The following is an 18495-nucleotide window of genomic DNA, read 5'->3' as shown; positions in this document are numbered from 1 at the left end:
TGACTCTCGATCCACGCAATAATGCTTTCCCGCAGAAGCGGGAATCCAGAAAAGTAAACATAAAAGCAGCAAGTTTTTAAAATTAAAAGCTCGATTCATCTCGCTTTACGCTGGATTCCCGCCGTTGCTAAAAACGACATAGAATAATAACTGTCCGGTACTATTCATCACCACAGGCAAATCTTGAAGTATCAAGGATATACAAATTATCTTTATTCATATGCGTTTGCAATAGGTCTATTTTCATAAATTCTTTTTGTCTGCAATACTATTTCTCCGATTTTTTTCTGCAAAATCTCTATAGGAGGTAATTCTGTCCAATATTGTGCAACGTGAATGCCGCTTGCCGACATTTCTAACAATTCTACTTGGGCGTCAGATTTTTCAGAACATAATATAATACCTATCGGAGGTTTTTCATTTTCAAAACATTCGTTCTTTTTTAGCCAATTTAAATATAGCTCCATTTGACCTTTATACTCTGCCTTAAATTTTCCTGTTTTTAATTCAATTGCTACTAATCTTTCTAACTTTCTATTGAAAAATAATAAATCTAAATAGAAATGTTCATTGTCTATAGTCATACGTTTTTGTCTTGCTACAAATGAAAAGCCGGTACCTAGTTCTAAAATAAATTGTTCAATACGCTGTAATATCGCATTTTCCAAATCATTTTCATAATGTTCATCTGGAAGTTCTAAAAAATCAAGTATGTAAGGGTCTTTAAGAATTAAATCAGGCTCTAACCTAGAATCTGTTTTAAATAATGATATTACTTGTTCTTCAGATCTATTAGATAACTTCGTTCTTTCATATAACATTTTATCAATATTACTACGTAACTGTCTAACGCTCCAATTTTCTTGTATAGACATATAGGCATAAAAATCTTTCTGATTCTGTTCTTTTAGAGGTAATAACTCTATTATATGACTCCAACTTAATTGGTGCGACAGTGTCGCACTAATTTGTTGCTCTTTAAAAGATTGATAAAATTGATTCATGCGAATTAGAGCTGTACGAGAAAAGCCTTGCCCATATAATGAAGAAAGACCTTTAGCTAAAGTCTTAATAACCTCCTGTCCGTATTCCGCTCTTGTACTTTTAAGGATCTCTATGCCAGTATACCGCAGATATTTTAAGATTTGGAAGTCAAATAAGCGGTGAGCCTGCGGAGCGTACAAATAGTACGTGAGCAAAGGCGAATCCTGAAATTTGGCTTACCAAATATTGGAATATCAAAAGGTATATAACATTGTCATTTCAGCGTTAGCTTTAATGGCAACTCTCACTTTAGCATTATTAATAAGAACGCTAATATCATTTATTAGTTCATTAGTATTTGTTGTTATTTCACTCATGGATTTTTCTATATATTATGTTTTGCTACTTTTAGTGTATTTTAAATTTTCAATACTAAAAGTTTTATTTTAACTTTAAAAAATAAAATTTGATTTTTTAGAATTAAGCCTATATTTTAATTTAATTAAGAATTAGTTAAGTATGGAAGCTTATGTCAAATATAGATAAAGAAAAAGCTGTTGCTGCAGCTCTCGCACAGATTGAAAAAAGCTATGGTAAAGGCTCGGTTATGAAACTTGGTCAGCGTCCTAATGTTGATATAGAAGCTGTATCAACCGGTTCGCTTGGACTTGATATAGCTCTTGGAATTGGCGGAGTTCCTAAAGGTAGAATAATAGAAATATTCGGTCCTGAAAGCTCGGGTAAAACTACTCTCACATTACATTTAATTGCCGAAGCCCAGAAGAAAGGCGGGACATGTGCATTTATTGATGCTGAGCATGCTTTAGATCCAGCTTATGCTAAAAAGCTTGGAGTCAATATTGACGAGCTTATCATATCTCAGCCTGATACAGGAGAGCAAGCTTTGGAAATTGCTGATACTTTAATTCGCTCCGGCGGTATTGACATGATAATCATAGATAGTGTTGCCGCTCTAGTACCGAAATCAGAAATTGAAGGCGAGATGGGCGATGCACAAATGGCTTCTCAAGCAAGATTAATGAGTCAGGCTTTGCGTAAACTTACTGCCTCAATTAATCGTACTAACTGTATTACTGTTTTCATCAACCAAATTAGAATGAAAATAGGTGTAATGTTTGGTAGTCCTGAAACTACAACCGGCGGTAATGCTTTAAAATTCTATGCTTCAGTTAGAATAGATATCAGAAGAATAGGTTCTATTAAGGATAAAGAAGAAGTAATAGGCAGCCAAACCAAAGTAAAAGTAGTAAAAAACAAAGTATCACCTCCATTTAAAACAGCAGATTTTGATATAATGTATGGCTCAGGTATCTCAAAAGAAGGTGAAATAATCGACCTTGGAGTAAAGCTTGACATAATAGAAAAATCCGGCTCTTGGTTTTCTTATAATAGCGTACGTATCGGTCAAGGACGTGAAAATGTTAAACAATATTTGAAAGATAATCCACAAATCTCTAATGAAATTGAGAAGCTTGTACGAGAAAAATCATCTAAAGTCAATAATATAAATTTTGAACAAGAGGAGGAAGTAAATGATTGATTTAAGCGGTCAAACAGCATTAATTACCGGAGCTTCAGGAGGTATAGGAGGTGCTATTGCAAGGCAGCTTCATAAGCTTGGAAGTCATGTAATTATAAGCGGGAGTAATGAGGAAAAATTAAAAGCTCTTGGCGATGATTTAAAAGATAATTACACTATTAAAGTTTGTAATCTTACAAATACTGAAGAATGCGGCAATTTAGTAGCTCAAATAGAAAAATTAGATATTTTAGTCTGTAATGCCGGTATTACCAAAGATACGCTAGCAATCAGAATGAAAAATGAAGATTTTGACCAAGTTATTGATATTAATTTAAAAGCAAATTTCATCTTAAATCGTGAAGCAATAAAAAAGATGATGACTAATAGATACGGACGCATCATTAACATAGCCTCAATAGTAGGAGTTTCAGGTAACCCTGGGCAAGCTAATTATTGTGCTTCTAAAGCAGGTTTAATCGGTATGACAAAATCACTTGCTTATGAAGTTGCAACCAGAGGAATTACAGTTAATGCAGTAGCTCCAGGTTTTATTAAATCTGATATGACTGATAAGTTAAATGATGAACAAAAAGAAGCTATAACACGAAAAATCCCGAAAGGAACATATGGTATGCCTGAAGATATAGCAAATGCAGTTGCATTCTTAGCAAGCAATCAATCATCATATATTACTGGTCAAACCCTACATGTAAATGGTGGAATGTTAATGGTATAAAATTTTATGCTGGCATAAAACAATTTTTTGTGCTAGAAGTTCTTTTAAAGCTAAAATATTAAACTTATGTTTATAAATATACAAACTAATAAAAATGATTTATGGAGTTCAAAATTATGAGTAAAGTGGATAATATCGAGCAGAAAGCTATCAAAATTATTGCTGATAATCAAGGAAAAAAAATTGAAGAAATCAGCGTGGACTCGCGATTTGCAGAAGATTTAGGAGTAGATAGCCTATCTACAGTAGAAATAATGATGGAAATAGAGAAAGAATTTGGTGTTGATGTTCCTGATGAAGAAGCAACTAAGATAAAAAAAGTAGCAGATGTTGTTAACTATATAAAAGAACATAAATCTTAATCTGTGTCAAATTAAGACCTAATAAAAAATAATTAAGGATGTTAAATCAAACCATGAATAAAAGAGTAGTTATTACTGGTCTTGGGCTGATTACCCCAGTTGGGCTTAACGTTAAGTCATCTTGGGATAATATAGTCCAAGGAGTAAGCGGTATAAAAACTATTACAGCATTTGACACTTCCAAACTTGCATGCAAAATTGCAGGGCTATTAAACCATTCTGAAGAGAATGGCTTCAAACTTGAAAATTTTACAAAAGCTGAAGATGTAAATAGATTGAGTAAAATGGATAAATTTATCCATTATGGCGTTGCAGCTGCAACTGAAGCAATTGAAGATAGTGGATGGTTACCAGAGGATCAAGAATCACGTGACAGAACCGGTTTAATATTAGGTTCAGGAATTGGCGGTCTTAAAATGATCGAAGATACTTCTGTAAAGCTTCATCAAGAAAATAATGGTAAAGTTAGCCCGTTCTTTATTCCAGCTTCCTTAATTAATCTTTTATCAGGTCTTGTTTCAATAAAATATGGCTTTAGTGGTCCAAACCAAGCTGCAGTAACGGCTTGCTCTACTGGAGCACATGCTATAGGCGATGCTATGCGTATGATAAAGCATGGCTATGCTGATGTTATGATCGCAGGCGGTGCGGAAGCACCGGTAACACCTGTTGGAGTTGCAGGTTTTGTAGCAGCAAGAGCCTTATGTACTAAATATAATGATGAGCCTGAAAAAGCATCGAGACCTTGGGATAAGGATCGAGGTGGTTTTGTTATGGGCGAAGGAGCTGGCGTTGTAGTCTTAGAAGAATACGAACATGCTATGCGTCGTGGTGCTAAAATTTATGGTGAGGTCGTAGGATACGGCTCTACTGGTGATGCGTACCATATGACAGCTCCACATCCTGAAGGGAGAGGAGCTTATCGAGCAATGCATGAAGCACTGCAAGATGCTGGTATAACCCCTTATGCCATTGGCTATATTAACGCACATGGTACTTCTACTGATATAGGCGATGCGATCGAATTAAATGCAGTTCAGAGATTATTTTTAGAAGCTAACCCTAAAGTTTTAATGTCTTCTACTAAATCTTCAATAGGGCATTTGCTTGGTGCTGCCGGAAGTGTTGAATTTATCTTTGGTACGCTTGCAATTAGAGATCAGATTGCACCACCTACCCTAAATTTAGAAAATCCAATGGACGAAGTTAAGTTAGACTTAGTTGCACTTAAAGCTAAAGAGGCTAAAATAAACTACGTACTTTCCAACTCTTTTGGCTTTGGCGGCACTAACACTAGTTTAATAATTAAAAAGATTTAACATCATTTTGAGAAGAAACTGAAAGTTTCGACGAAGCAATCTCAGGAGTCACTATGTCATCTAGTTGCTTGGGAACTAGATCCAGAAAATAATAAAAAATACTAATTTTATTAGTATTTTTAACTGGCTCTAGTTCCCAAGCCACGGTCTGACATAACCCTATGACCCCAATCTATTACATTAAAGATGGTAATTTAAGTTTTGCTGATAAAATAATTTTATCTGATTTAGAGCTTTATTTATACAAAGGCGATAAGATTTGTCTGATAGGTCGTAATGGCTGTGGTAAATCAAGCCTAATGAAAGTAATATCGGAAGATTATGAATTAGATAACGGAGAGTTATTTAAAGACCCTGCAATCACAACTGGATATTTAAAGCAAGACATTGCGATCAAACTTAATTCTAATGTTTATGATTTCATTCTAGATCAGAACAGTAAAAATGAAATAGATATAATACTAGAAAAGCTACAAATCAATGGCACAGATAATTTATCCACCTACTCAGGCGGACAGCTTAGAAGAGCCAGCCTTGCTAAAGCCTTAATATTAGAGCCAGAAATATTATTGCTTGATGAACCGACTAACCATTTAGATATTGAAACAATTGAATGGTTGGAAGGATACGTTAAATCATATAATGGTGCGATTATTTGCGTTAGTCACGATAGAACTTTCTTATCAAATGTGACTAATAAGATTTGGTGGCTTGATCGTGGACATTTACGTAAATCCGATAAAGGATTTAAGTATTTTGATGAATGGCAAAATATTATTATAGAGCAAGAAGAAGCAGCCCTGCGGAAATTAAATAAAAAATTAGCTCAAGAAAATGAATGGTTAAATGCAGGTGTCACAGCTAGACGTAAGCGTAACCAGAAAAGGCTTGCCCAGCTAAAAACTTTAAGGGAAATAGCAAGAGAACACGCAGCAAAGCTAGCTCGTTCAAAACAAAGAGTACAAGCTGAACTTGAAGAAAATATAGCTAAAAGTAAGTTTATTATCGAAGCTGATAACGTTAGTTTTAGCTATAAAAATACTAAAATTATCGATAATTTTAGTTTCCGAGTTAAAAAAGGCGAAAAGATCGGCATAATTGGAGCGAATGGTTCAGGAAAATCTACTTTTATCAAATTACTAACCAAACAACTTACTCCTGAAATCGGCAAAATTATATATGGTGGTAATTTAGATATCTCATATTTTGATCAACATCGAGAAAAACTAAACCATAATCATACTTTGCAGCAAACTTTATGCCCTACCGGCGGAGATCAGGTATTTTTGCCCAATGATAAAACTATGCATGTTGCTGGCTATCTGAAGCAATTCATGTTCGATCCTAAGCTACTAAATGCTAAAACTGCTATTCTATCAGGAGGTGAGGCTAACAGGCTATTACTTGCAAAAATTTTAATTAACCCTGGCAATTTGCTCATCCTAGATGAACCAACCAACGATTTAGATATGGATAGTTTAGAGATTTTACTAGACATACTTGCAGATTATTCCGGCACTTTAATAGTAGTTAGTCATGATCGTGATTTCTTAGATAGATTAGTTACACGAACCTTAGTTTTTGCTCAAGGTAAAATTTATGATTTAACTGGCGGATATGAAGATTACAAGCAATATTTTACTGTAAGCCCCATAACTAAAAAAATCTCAAAGCCTATAACTCCTATTTCTAGTCCTAAAGAACCACAAAATAAAAAGCTATCTTACAAATATCAACGTTTGCTTGAAACATTACCAAATGAAATTGAAAAATTAGAAGCTTCAATTAAGGCTTTAGAAAAGCAACTTGAGGATAGCAATCTATACCTTGCAAACCCGCAAAAATATAATCAAATCAGTACTCAACTAGTTAATGATAAAAAGAAACTTGATGAGTTATTAAATCAGTGGCTTACAATATAAAGTTAATTTTTGTTAATAAATACTTGACTTAAATTTTACTATTTGCTAACGTTTTTTTGCAATGAGAGCAATAGATATAAAAGGTTATTGTGAGTAATAAAGAAAATATAAGCAAGAAACAGATAGATGATCTTCAAATTTCTAATGAGATTAAATCTATCCTTTCTCAAGTAAGTGCTACTAATAATCCTACAGAGTTAAGTAGATTAGCAAGTCAAATACGATCGCTAAAATCTGATAATAGTTATCTTAATAATATAATTGATGAAATTCAAAACACTATAATAAAAAAGCAAGAAACTTCTGAAATACAATCTAATTCTGAAACTTATGCAAGAGACTTAGAAAAATTACAACAGCAACTACAACAAGAAGAAATACAAAAATATAAAGCAAAAGTAACAGAACAAATTAGAGAGCTTAATACTAAACATGATAAATTTAAGGAAAATCTAGAAGAGTATAAAAAATTATATACCCCACTAGAAGAAATGGTAAAAAAAGATTCTAAAGGGGAGATAACAATTGATGAAAAAGCTGTAGATAAAAATATACTAACTCATCAAGAAGTAGAAGAGCGTAGACAAAAATTTGCAGGGCTTAAAGAACAAGAGAAAGGAATAAATGAAGTATTTGAGAAAGCTCAGCAAGAAAAGGAAGAGCTAGAAAAAGAAATTAACAGCTTATCGCAAATAAAAAAACAACATTTAACCCCAGAGCAAATAAATAAATTAAAAACTAATCATGACAAACTAGCAGCGAATAAGGAATTATTAGAAAAAGTTCGAGAAATAAGACAAAACATAAAGAGTGATCTCGATAAATTAAAATCATCGCATGAAAAAGATCACATACACATAAAACAATTTAAAGATGCTATAGAAAAAACAGAACATACTAGAAGCCCTGATAAACATGAACAATTAAAGCAAAAACATGTTTTACTTTACAATCAACATGATGCAATAACAAATAATAAAGAGCTAGATGAAAAAGATAAAAAAATACGTCAAAATGTAAAAACTCAGCATCAATGCGATAAAATAAAGGATTCTTTAACTAATTCAGAACCTAAAAAAACTATATCGCAAAATGTACAACCACAAATTAATAATCAAAAAAAAATAGGTCGGGAGATATAATTCATTCGTCTATAAAATAATCAATCACAAAACTAAAAAAGGAGAAAATTATGTCTAAAGAAAAAAAAACTGCAGAAGAATTATTTAAAGAATTCCAAAAAACTTATAACCCTGAAGCAAACAAAGCTTTTGTACAACAAACACAGCAAGATTCCAAAAATCTAGCAGGAATGGTTACTACACCATTTCATCATGGAGATTTGCAGCAAGAACAAGATAATAACGTTAAAAAACTAGGAGGTACTAAACATCACTCTAAATGTGAAATAATATAATTATCTTTCTTTTTATTTTCATATAACCTATCTAGAATTTACACAAATTCTAAATTCTATGCATTTTTTAAAAATGCATAGAACCTAAACAATACTTCCCTCGAATATTATTTAAAATTTGATAAAGTTATTTAAATATATTATAATGTAGACCTTTTAAGGTATTACAAAACATTATATATGAGTAAGAAGCTTTATATTAAAACTTACGGATGTCAGATGAATGTGTATGACTCCGTTAAGATGCAGGACTTGCTATATCCTTACGGCTATGAGCCTACAGAAAATATCGAGGAAGCAGATGTCATTATTTTAAATACTTGCCATATCAGAGAAAAAGCCGCAGAAAAAACCTATTCGGAACTTGGTCGCATTAAAAAATTACAAGATGCACGAAAAAAACAAGGTTTAAATTCAGCAATAATAGTAGTAGCTGGCTGTGTTGCACAAGCTGAGGGCGAAGAAATTTTTACCAGAACTCCTTATGTTGATATCGTAGTTGGTCCTCAATCTTATTATAACTTACCCGAATTAATTTCTAAAGTTGTTAGACACGAAAAACACTTAATCGATCTTGATTTTGTTGAAGAAGCAAAATTTGACCAATTACCTGAGCAGTTATATCCGCAAGGAGCTAGTAGCTTTATATCAGTGCAAGAGGGGTGCGATAAGTTTTGTACTTTTTGCGTAGTACCTTATACTAGAGGTGCTGAATTTTCAAGAAATGTAGAGCAAGTTTATAGAGAAGCTTTAAAGGTAGTTAGCAGCGGTGCTAAAGAAATCATGCTGCTTGGACAGAATGTTAATGCCTATCACGGCAAAACATCAGACGATAAAGTATTTACTCTTGCTGATTTGATAAGGCATTTAGCAAAAATTCCAAATTTAGAGAGATTACGTTATACCACGTCACATCCGATAGATATGACAGATGATTTAATAAGCTTGCACGGCTTAGAGCCTAAATTAATGCCGTTTTTACATCTTCCAGTGCAATCAGGTTCAAATAAAATACTCAAGGCAATGAACCGCAAACATGATCGGGATTATTACTTTGATATAATTGATCGCTTAAGAAAAGCAAGACCTGATATAGTTTTATCTTCTGATTTTATTGTTGGATTTCCTGGCGAAACAGATGAAGATTTTGCCGATACTTTAGATTTAATCCGTAAAGTAAAATATGGTCAGTGCTATTCATTTAAATATAGCCCACGTCCTGGTACCCCAGGGGCGACAAGAAACGATCAAGTGCCTGAACATATTAAATCAGAAAGATTAACTATCTTACAGCAAGAATTATCAAATCAACAGCTAGCCTTTAATGAAAGCTGTGTAGGAAGTATTATGAAAGTTTTATTTGATCGTAATGGTAAATTTGATGATCAAATCATAGGCAAAACACCTTATATGCAGTCCGTATATATCAAAAACTCTAATAAAGATTTACTTGGTAAAATTATTGAGGTAAAAATTACTAAAGCAGCACTTAATAGTTTAAGTGGAGATATAATTTAAGATCGTCATTGTAAGGAGCGTGGCAACCCATAAAATAATAAAACTAAAATGTATAAATCTCTATTTTTTTGTTTAAAAATTCTTGCTTTGCTTTTTTTAATAGGCTGCGGAATTGTCTCTTATATAATATATTACTATTCCCGTGATTTACCTGATTATAGACAGCTAGCAAGATATTATCCTCCCTCGGTAACCCGTATTTATTCTCGTGATGGAAAATTAATGGAGGAATATGCTTTCGAGCGGCGTGTATTTATCCCAATTAACAGTATTCCTACCTCATTAAAAGAAAGCTTTATTGCTGCAGAGGATAAAAATTTCTATAACCACCAAGGGGTTGATTTATTTGGAATAGTTAGGGCAGCGTTTCTTAACATATCAAATTTTCTTCATCATAGGCGTATTGAGGGTGCTTCTACTATTACTCAGCAGGTAGTAAAGAATTTTCTACTTACCAATGAAGTATCGTTTCAGCGTAAGATCAAAGAAGCAATTTTATCTTATATGATCTCAAGAGTATTTACCAAAGATCAGATTTTAGAATTATATCTCAATCAAACATTTTTTGGGCGTGGTGCGTATGGGGTTGCTACCGCCGCACAAAATTATTTTAACAAATCAGTAGAGGAGCTAACTATTGCAGAGTCAGCTTTTATTGCAGCATTACCTAAAGCACCTTCTGAACTTAATCCTGAGAAAAATTATGCTAGGGTTAAAGCTCGTCGTGATTATGTAATAATGCGAATGCTAGAAGATGGTTATATCACAAGCGATGCAGCAAAAGAGGCAGTAGATAGTCCAATTACGCTACGAAAACGAGATCAGGATGAAACTGTTACGGCCGATTATTATGCTGAGCAAGTTAGGGATGAAGTAATTAAAATGCTAGGTAGTAAAGATGAATTTTATACTAGCGGTCTTACTATTATTACTTCTTTAGATGCTAAAATGCTAAAATTTGCTGAAGAGTCACTACGAAAAGGTCTTAGAGATTTTGATAGAAAACGTGGTTTCAGAAAAGCTATAGCTACTATTTCACTTAATAACTGGCAAGAAGAACTAAAAAAATTACCAACCACACCATCGCTTCTAGAATATAAAATCGCTGTAGTTTTAGAAGTTACTGATACTCAAGCTGAGATCGGGTTTGCAAGCGGAGCTAAATCTAAAATCCCTATTTCTGAAATGAAATGGGCAAAAAGTGAGCTTAAATCAGCTAAAAAGCTACTAACAAAGGGTGATGTAATAGTTGTAGAACCTGTAAAAGATTATTATGCCTTACGGCAAATTCCAGAAGTAAACGGTGCTATTATGGTCATGAATCCAAATACTGGACAGGTACTTGCAAGCGTCGGCGGATATGATTTCTTTGCTAGTAAATTTGACAGGGTAACACAGGCACTTCGTCAACCTGGTTCTTTAAGTAAAACTTTTGTTTATCTAGCAGCCCTTGAAAATGGCGTTAAACCAAATCAGATTTTTAATGACGGTCCTATTGAGATTTCGCAAGGTCCAGGCATGCCTAGCTGGCGACCTAAAAATTATGAGGGTAAGTTTCTAGGACCGATTACTATGCGTACCGGACTTGAAAAATCCCGTAATCTTGTAACAGTTAGAGTAGCAACTGCGGTGGGACTCACCAAAATCGTTGATATAATTAAGCGATTCGGAATTAATGATAATACGCAAAAAGTCTATTCTATGGTACTTGGTTCTATTGAAACAACGCTTGAGAGAATAACTAATGCTTATGGCATTATTGCTAATGGTGGTAAAAGAATAAAGCCGCATTTTGTTGAATTAATCAAAGATCGTAACGGCAAAGTTATTTATCGCAGAGATGATAGAGAATGTACAACTTGTAACGTTTCAGATAATGATTTAGATAACGCTATATTAGAAATTCCGGCAGAAAATATTTATATGGTCACGGATGCAGCAAGTGACTATCAAATTACCTCACTTTTAACAGGTGTAGTAGATAGAGGGACTGCTTACTCCGCAAAGAAATTAGGGAAAATTATCGGCGGAAAAACCGGTACTAGTAACGATAGTAAAGATACATGGTTTATAGGCTTCACGCCTAAAATAGTTGTGGGTAGTTATGTTGGGTATGATACGCCAAGAACTTTAGGAAGAAGAGCAACAGGATCAAGCGTAGTACTGCCTATTTTTGTTGATTTTATGAGTAATGCTTATAAAAATGAGCCATCATTGCCTTTTAAAGTACCTGATTCAATAAGATTACAAGCTGTAGATAGAGCAACTGGTCAAATCACGCCTGGTGGTTCTATTATGGAAGCATTTAAGATCAATAACATCCTGATAATTGAAGATGACAGCGAAATTATAGACAACAATTATAATAATGACGTTTTTGATTACGTGCCTAGCGAAAAAGATCAATCTCAGGAAATATACTAAACCTAAAAAAGTTAAAACTAATGAAAAAAATTACTTTATACTTAACTGCGTTAATATCATTTACTGCATCTTTTGCAGCTAAAGCAGATTGCTTTTTAGTTAAGGAAAATGATAAGCTTATTAAACAAGATGGTGATTGCAAATCACGCTATGCTCCATGTTCTACCTTTAAAATTGTTTTAAGTTTAATGGGTTATGATAACGGATTTTTAATTGATGAAACTCATCCAAAATTACCTTTTAAAGATGGTTATGACGATTATCTTGAAGTTTGGAAACAGCCACATACACCTAAAGACTGGATGAAAAATAGCTGTCTTTGGTATTCACGTCTTATTACTAAAGAATTAGGTTATGAAAAGTTCCATAATTACGTAACAAAATTTAATTATGGTAACCAAGATACTTCAGGAGATAAAGGAAAGAACAATGGTTTAACTAATGCGTGGCTTTCTAGCTCTTTAGAAATTTCACCTGAAGAACAGATTGCTTTCCTACAAAAACTTGCAGCAGCTCAATTACCTGTAAGCCTTAAAGCTCAGGAAATGACCAAAAATATTATGTTTATCGAAGATTTTGCAGATGGATGGAAGCTTTATGCTAAAACAGGGAGCGGAAATCGTCTTAATGAAGACAGAACTATAAAGTTAAAAGATCGTCAAATAGGTTGGTTTATAGGATGGTTACAAAAAGATAACCGCAAAGTTTTCTTTGTACACTTTATTGAAGATAAAGAACATCACGATTCTTATGCAAGTTTTCTCTCTAGAGAGGCTGCAAAAGAGAAGCTAAAAGGATTAATAAGCAAAGAACTGAAATAATTTTAGCTGTGTCATCCCGTGGCTCAAAAAACGTCATTGCGAGGAGCGAAGCTCTGTTGCAATCTCAGGACATTTTCACGAAATTGCCACGCTTCTTTTAGTCGCGTAGCTCATGACGGAAAAACTACAACAATCGAGCATATATGAACAAAACTTCTATAGTTTGGTTACGGCGTAATTTGCGGCTGCATGATAATAAATCATTCGCAGCAGCACTTCGTAATTCTGATAAAATCCTACCAATTTTTATTTTCGATACCACTATTTTAGAAAGGTTTAAAAATCCATATGACAGACGGCTTTCCTTTTTAGCAAACACACTTTGTTTAATTAATGATGAACTTAAAAAGCTAAAAGGGAAGCTGTTAGTATTTCACAGCAACCCTTTAGATATCATTCCAAAACTCGCAGCTACCTTAAAAATTGAAAATATTTATGCTGATGAAGATTATGAGCCAAACAATATAGAACGTGATAAAAAAGTTCAGGAGTTGTTAGGTAATGATTGCACGCTTAATTTATATTGTGATCATTTACTTATAAAGCCTGATAGAGTTTTAACGAAAGATAATAAGCCTTATAAAGTATATACTCCTTATATGCAGGCTTTTCGTAAATTTATAGCGGATAATGGAAGTATATCACATAATAAGCTACTAACAAATTATAGCTATAATTTAGAGGATAAATTATATACACCCAAAAGTATAGAGCTGAAAACTATTGACCTAAATGTAGGGGAATCTGAAGCATTAAAACAAATCGGTTACGTCTATAAAGAAGATGAGCTTTGGCAGCCTAAAAATGCTCAGAATGTTTTAGATAAATTCATCACGAGAAGAATAAATCGTTACAAAATCGATCGGGATTTTTTATATCTTAACGGCACAAGTACCATCTCACCTTATTTAAGGTTTGGGCTTGTATCGATAAGAGAATGTTATCGTAAGGCTTTTAACGCTACCTCAAACCCGGGTAGTATAACGTGGATTAATGAACTAATTTGGCGAGAGTTTTACGCAACTATTCTATATCATTTTCCAAATACTGTTAATGAGGAATTTTTAGAAAAATATAAAAACAAAATACCTTGGAATAATAAGAAAGAGTATTTTGATAAATTCATTAATGCCGAGACTGGTTATCCTATAATTGATGCAGCAGTTAAGCAGCTTGTCGGTGACGGCTGGATGCATAATAGGGCAAGGATGATCGTTGCTAGTTTTTTCAGCAAGAATTTGCTTTTAGACTGGCGGAAAGGCGAAGAGTTTTTCGCTCAGTACCTTATGGATTACGAACTCGCTTCTAATGTCGGCGGATGGCAATGGGCAAGTTCTTGTGGTACTGATGCTCAGCCTTATTTCCGTATTTTTAACCCCTATACTCAAGGGAAAAATTTTGACTCAGATGCTGAGTATATCAAGAAATATTTACCTGCCTTAAAAAATGTCCCACCACATATTATCCACAATATTAATTTCCACAAAATGTATGATCATTACCTAGAACCGATAGTAGATTATGGGCTATCTAGAGCAAGAGCTATTGAGGTATTTAAGGAAATTGGAGGAGTGCGAGAAGATATATCTTTATCAAAAATTGATGAATAATATGAAATTTCGAATGCAAAGTTCGAAATTTCATGATATAATTTTCTTAAAGATCAAATATTGTGATTTATGAAAGCCATTGTTGAACGTCCAAAATATTTAGAAAAAATCAAAACTCAATTTTTAAGTCATAAGATAGTAGCACTTCTAGGTCCAAGACAATGCGGTAAAACCACACTAGCCCGTCAATTTGCTCACGGGCATCAGGACGTACATTTTTTTGACTTAGAAGATATCAGAGATTTAGCAGCGTTAGAGAATCCTTATATAGCACTTGAAAATAAAAAAGGCTTAATTATTATTGATGAAATTCAAAGATTACCAAATTTATTTCCTACGCTGCGAGTTCTAGCCGATAAAAATATAGAACAACAATTTTTAATATTAGGTAGTGCTTCAAGAGATTTAATTAAACAATCCTCAGAAACCCTTGCCGGTAGAATATCCTATATTGAGGTACATCCTTTTTCTTTATTGGAAGTAAATAACATAAAACAATTACATTTATTTGGTGGCTTTCCGAATTGCTACCTTTATCCCGAGACAGGATTTGATTGGCTTGAACAATATATTAGAACTTTTTTAGAACGAGATATTCCAAACCTTGGATTTTTGATTCCGCCAATTACATTACGCCGTTTTTGGACTATGCTTGCTCATTATCATGGAAATATTTTTAATGCTTCTGAAATTGGAAAATCCTTAGGAATCAGTGACCATACTATAAAAAATTATCTGGATATCTTATCCGGTACTTTTATGATACGTCAATTATATCCATGGTTTGAAAATATTTCTAAACGTCAGAAAAAAAGACCTAAAATATATTTTACTGATTCAGGCATATTTCATCATTTAATTGATATTTATTCACAAGAACAATTATTAAAAAATCCAAAACTAGGAGCTAGTTTTGAGGGCTTTGCTTTAGAACAAATAATAAGGCTATTTGATAAACGAAGCGAGGATTGCTATTATTGGGGAATACATCAAGAAGGGGAACTCGATTTATTCATAAAGCATAAAGGTTTAAAGCTAGGCTTTGAGTTTAAGTTTAGCGACGCCCCTACTCTCACTTCCTCTATGCATAAGGCTATACAATATTTAGCACTGGATGAATTATTTGTTATATATCCTGGGACAAAAAAATATCAATTAGCAATTAATATAACTGTTGTACCTATTAAAGATATAATAACGCTTATTTAATTAAAATTATATTGAATTATGTAACAAAACATATAATATAATTAGAAATTTTAAAGACGAGAGGATAATTTATTATAAACTTCGTTACGATTTCTTTTACCAATAGCAAGTACAAGTATTATGATACGATTATCATCTACTTCATATACTAATCGATAACCAACCGACTTTAGCTTTATTTTATATAAGTTATTTCCACCGCTTATTGCGTCTTTGGGTATACCGCAAATACTTCAAAAGTTGGTAAGTCAAATAAGCAGTGAGTCTGCGGAACGTAGATAAACTACGTGAGCAAAGACGAATCCCGAAATTTGGCTTGCCAAATCTTGAAGTATTAAAGGTATATACAAGGAGTTTTAAGTCTTTCCTTTAATTTCTTTTTAAATTGTTCCTTTATGGTAGAATCGAGTTTGTCCCACTCTTTTTTAGCAACAGGGATAAACTCCAGACTATAAGTCATTTATATTAACCTTGATTGCCTTTGATTTATCTTTTAACCTAATTGTAGCAAGTTCTAGTAAATATTGATCATCTAGAGCTTCAATTATTTGTTCATATAGTTTAGCAGGAATTACGTAAGCGGTAGGTTTATTATGATTTAGTAAAGCGACAGGTTTACCATTAGATTTATCAAGTAAAGCAGTAGGACTTTTCTTAAATTCCGATATACTAACTGTTAAATTTGCGTAAATATGCTCCATAATTATAACTATAATAAGCATTTAATTAAGTACTAACTATAGTACATAATTTTGTGTTTATCAAGAATATATTTTTGTTAATTTGGCATTATTAATATAAAATCAGTAGACGAAGCTCTATTTGGAAAATAGTAAAGCATTTTAAAGCTTTTAACCGCAGCGTCTACCTATACTCATAATCCTTATGTAACTTGTTAGCTAGTGCTTGCTCCCAGCGATCACCATTTTGCAGCAATCTTTCTTTATCATAAATAAGGGCAGTATGGGTTAGGCTGGCAAACTCAAAATTAGGACCTTCAACTATTGCATCAACAGGGCATGCTTCTTGGCATAGCCCGCAATAAATACATTTAGTCATATCTATATCATAACGGGTGGTACGTCTACTGCCATCTTCCCGCTCATCTGCTTCAATGACTATTGCCTGTGCCGGACAAATAGCCTCGCAAAGCTTACAAGCGATGCAACGCTCTTCGCCATTCTCATAACGACGCAAAGCATGCTCACCCTTAAACCTTGGGCTAACTGGGCTTTTCTCATAGGGATAATTGATAGTGACTTTAGCTTTGAAGAAATATTTTAAAGTCAAAGCCAAGCCTTTTATTATCTCGTATAGAAAAAAAGATTTTAAATAATTGATCATATTTTATTTTTCAAGCAGACTTTTTAATAATCAAACTCCTATCTCTGTAACTTATATCTTCTTGTTTTGTTACTTGCGAATGATTTGAATAGGTTACCCATTTAGGATTATAATCCTCTACTTCATTACCCCATTGTTTCCAATTCGGTCTTGTACCTCTAGCAAAAAGCTCTAAATAAGGTCCTTTGCTACATTTTTCTATTAATTCATATAATTCATCAGGCTTTCTAGAATGCTCTCGCTTTCTACTACTTATTAAATTAACTTGGCTTCTAGCAGGGGCTAAAGTACGAGCAGTTTTTCCTCGCACACCAAATAAGACTATTTCCGTAACATTGCGAAAATAAAATCCTACCCCTCTACCGTCAGGTCCGCCATCTTTGCGAATTTTAGACCAAATTATATTTGTTTTATAAGTAAAGCCCCACGCTTTCATTACCTCCAACCCTTCTTGAAGCAGAGCATTGGGAACCCATAAATATAAATGTGCTGGCTCAAGAATACAATTTGCTACAGGAATATTTTTTATTTCATCAAGTTTTAATGTGGAGTAGCGATTTAGTCTTTTATGCTCTGGGGCGACCTTACCTGTTCTATTTTCAAATTGCCAAGGAGGATCAGTAAGGATAGTATGAAATTTGCCTTTTACATTATTTTCAAAATCTTCTTTCGCTGTTACGATATTACTCACGACTTAATCCTCTATGTATAATTTGTTAGTAATACCAAAAACTAAAATTGGACAACCTCCCCCACCGCCACCTTCAATTCTTGGAAGTAATTTAGATATATGGGTAGTAGAAGCACCATATGAGCTACTTTTACCGATAGAATTAAATATTTTTTGTAACTCTGTACATCTAGTTATTATAATTCCTATACTTATTGCACGCAAATCAAATAAAAGTCTAAAATTATTTAGATCTCTATCAAAAAAAGGATCTTTATTATTCCATTCAATTTCTAATGCTATTCTATTTTTATAACAATCAACTTTATGGGTCGGAGAGTCTAAAGAATTTTCATCTACTATAACTTTGGTTGAAAACATTTTTTCTTTCCAACCTAATTCTGCAAAAGATTTATCTATTGATTTCGATATTTCAGATTTTTCACCTCCTCCTACAGTAATCCAGCTTTTCTTAAAACGAAAGTCTTTTAGTACCTGTATTATATCACTCCACTCATCAACAAAATCATTTTTTAAAATAGCAATAGCATGTTTCCACTCATGAATTTCATAATGTTCTTTGATAAAATCAGGAAAAAGTTCTTTACCCATAACT

General features: G+C 33.3%; 19 protein-coding genes and 1 pseudogene. 13 read left to right on the top strand and 7 right to left on the bottom strand.

What is annotated here, in order from left to right:
* Window positions 1–212 precede the first annotated feature (212 nt).
* Complete coding sequence (locus AAGD49_RS00545; RefSeq protein ID WP_341789251.1) at window positions 213–1073, bottom strand: YhcG family protein; 861 nt, start codon at window positions 1071–1073, stop codon at window positions 213–215.
* A 165-nt stretch (window positions 1074–1238) separates the two neighbouring features.
* Window positions 1239–1361: a hypothetical protein gene (locus AAGD49_RS00540; protein ID WP_341788696.1), complete on the bottom strand. Its 123-nt coding sequence runs from the start codon at window positions 1359–1361 to the stop codon at window positions 1239–1241.
* 152 nt (window positions 1362–1513) lie between these two features.
* Between AAGD49_RS00540 and recA the strand changes: the two genes are divergently transcribed.
* From recA to AAGD49_RS00480, 12 genes are all read left to right on the top strand, one after another.
* Window positions 1514–2545 (top strand): recombinase RecA, encoded by a 1032-nt coding sequence (gene recA / locus AAGD49_RS00535; RefSeq protein WP_341788695.1) that lies wholly within the window; start codon window positions 1514–1516, stop codon window positions 2543–2545.
* Window positions 2538–3263: a 3-oxoacyl-ACP reductase FabG gene (gene fabG, locus AAGD49_RS00530; RefSeq protein ID WP_341788694.1), complete on the top strand. Its 726-nt coding sequence runs from the start codon at window positions 2538–2540 to the stop codon at window positions 3261–3263. The genes recA and fabG overlap by 8 nt, the downstream gene beginning before the upstream one ends.
* A gap of 101 nt (window positions 3264–3364) precedes the next feature.
* On the top strand, window positions 3365–3625 hold the full coding sequence (acpP, locus tag AAGD49_RS00525) for an acyl carrier protein (protein WP_341788693.1): 261 nt from the start codon (window positions 3365–3367) through the stop codon (window positions 3623–3625).
* Between the two features lie 38 nt (window positions 3626–3663).
* Window positions 3664–4944 (top strand): beta-ketoacyl-ACP synthase II, encoded by a 1281-nt coding sequence (fabF, locus tag AAGD49_RS00520; protein ID WP_341788692.1) that lies wholly within the window; start codon window positions 3664–3666, stop codon window positions 4942–4944.
* 161 nt (window positions 4945–5105) lie between these two features.
* Window positions 5106–6866, top strand: a complete 1761-nt coding sequence (locus AAGD49_RS00515) for an ABC-F family ATP-binding cassette domain-containing protein (protein ID WP_341788691.1) — start codon at window positions 5106–5108, stop codon at window positions 6864–6866.
* An 89-nt stretch (window positions 6867–6955) separates the two neighbouring features.
* Window positions 6956–8008 carry a hypothetical protein gene (locus AAGD49_RS00510; RefSeq protein WP_341788690.1) on the top strand — a complete coding sequence of 351 codons (1053 nt, stop codon included), beginning with the start codon at window positions 6956–6958 and terminating at the stop codon, window positions 8006–8008.
* Window positions 8009–8058: 50 nt separating this feature from the next.
* Window positions 8059–8283, top strand: coding sequence for a hypothetical protein (locus AAGD49_RS00505; protein ID WP_341788689.1), 225 nt, complete (start codon window positions 8059–8061; stop codon window positions 8281–8283).
* Between the two features lie 180 nt (window positions 8284–8463).
* On the top strand, window positions 8464–9801 hold the full coding sequence (gene miaB / locus AAGD49_RS00500) for a tRNA (N6-isopentenyl adenosine(37)-C2)-methylthiotransferase MiaB (RefSeq protein ID WP_341788688.1): 1338 nt from the start codon (window positions 8464–8466) through the stop codon (window positions 9799–9801).
* A gap of 48 nt (window positions 9802–9849) precedes the next feature.
* On the top strand, window positions 9850–12225 hold the full coding sequence (locus AAGD49_RS00495; protein WP_341788687.1) for a penicillin-binding protein 1A: 2376 nt from the start codon (window positions 9850–9852) through the stop codon (window positions 12223–12225).
* Window positions 12226–12245: 20 nt separating this feature from the next.
* Window positions 12246–13046, top strand: coding sequence for a class D beta-lactamase (blaOXA, locus tag AAGD49_RS00490; protein WP_341788686.1), 801 nt, complete (start codon window positions 12246–12248; stop codon window positions 13044–13046).
* A gap of 143 nt (window positions 13047–13189) precedes the next feature.
* On the top strand, window positions 13190–14656 hold the full coding sequence (locus tag AAGD49_RS00485; protein WP_341788685.1) for a deoxyribodipyrimidine photo-lyase: 1467 nt from the start codon (window positions 13190–13192) through the stop codon (window positions 14654–14656).
* A gap of 69 nt (window positions 14657–14725) precedes the next feature.
* Window positions 14726–15865: an ATP-binding protein gene (locus AAGD49_RS00480; protein ID WP_341788684.1), complete on the top strand. Its 1140-nt coding sequence runs from the start codon at window positions 14726–14728 to the stop codon at window positions 15863–15865.
* 50 nt (window positions 15866–15915) lie between these two features.
* Here AAGD49_RS00480 and AAGD49_RS00475 read toward each other — a convergent pair whose 3' ends face one another.
* Window positions 15916–16071 (bottom strand): type II toxin-antitoxin system RelE family toxin, encoded by a 156-nt coding sequence (locus tag AAGD49_RS00475; RefSeq protein ID WP_341789250.1) that lies wholly within the window; start codon window positions 16069–16071, stop codon window positions 15916–15918.
* A 12-nt stretch (window positions 16072–16083) separates the two neighbouring features.
* Here AAGD49_RS00475 and AAGD49_RS07545 point away from each other — a divergent pair.
* Window positions 16084–16211, top strand: a pseudogene (locus tag AAGD49_RS07545) (palindromic element RPE5 domain-containing protein); the annotation flags it as partial.
* A 103-nt stretch (window positions 16212–16314) separates the two neighbouring features.
* Here AAGD49_RS07545 and AAGD49_RS00470 read toward each other — a convergent pair.
* The 4 genes from AAGD49_RS00470 to AAGD49_RS00455 form a co-directional block, all read right to left on the bottom strand.
* Entirely contained in the window at window positions 16315–16566 is a 252-nt protein-coding gene (locus AAGD49_RS00470) for a type II toxin-antitoxin system prevent-host-death family antitoxin (protein WP_341788683.1), read from the bottom strand.
* A 163-nt stretch (window positions 16567–16729) separates the two neighbouring features.
* Window positions 16730–17209, bottom strand: coding sequence for an NADH-quinone oxidoreductase subunit NuoI (gene nuoI / locus AAGD49_RS00465; protein WP_341788682.1), 480 nt, complete (start codon window positions 17207–17209; stop codon window positions 16730–16732).
* Between the two features lie 10 nt (window positions 17210–17219).
* Window positions 17220–17900 carry an MT-A70 family methyltransferase gene (locus AAGD49_RS00460; RefSeq protein WP_341788681.1) on the bottom strand — a complete coding sequence of 227 codons (681 nt, stop codon included), beginning with the start codon at window positions 17898–17900 and terminating at the stop codon, window positions 17220–17222.
* 3 nt (window positions 17901–17903) lie between these two features.
* Window positions 17904–18491 (bottom strand): BglII/BstYI family type II restriction endonuclease, encoded by a 588-nt coding sequence (locus tag AAGD49_RS00455; protein WP_341788680.1) that lies wholly within the window; start codon window positions 18489–18491, stop codon window positions 17904–17906.
* Between the last annotated feature and the right edge of the window lie 4 nt (window positions 18492–18495).

It is taken from the genome of Rickettsia endosymbiont of Lasioglossum villosulum, from assembly GCF_964026455.1.
In the GTDB taxonomy this organism is placed as follows: Bacteria; Pseudomonadota; Alphaproteobacteria; order Rickettsiales; family Rickettsiaceae; genus Rickettsia.
This window is presented reverse-complemented; position numbering and strand designations above follow the sequence as displayed.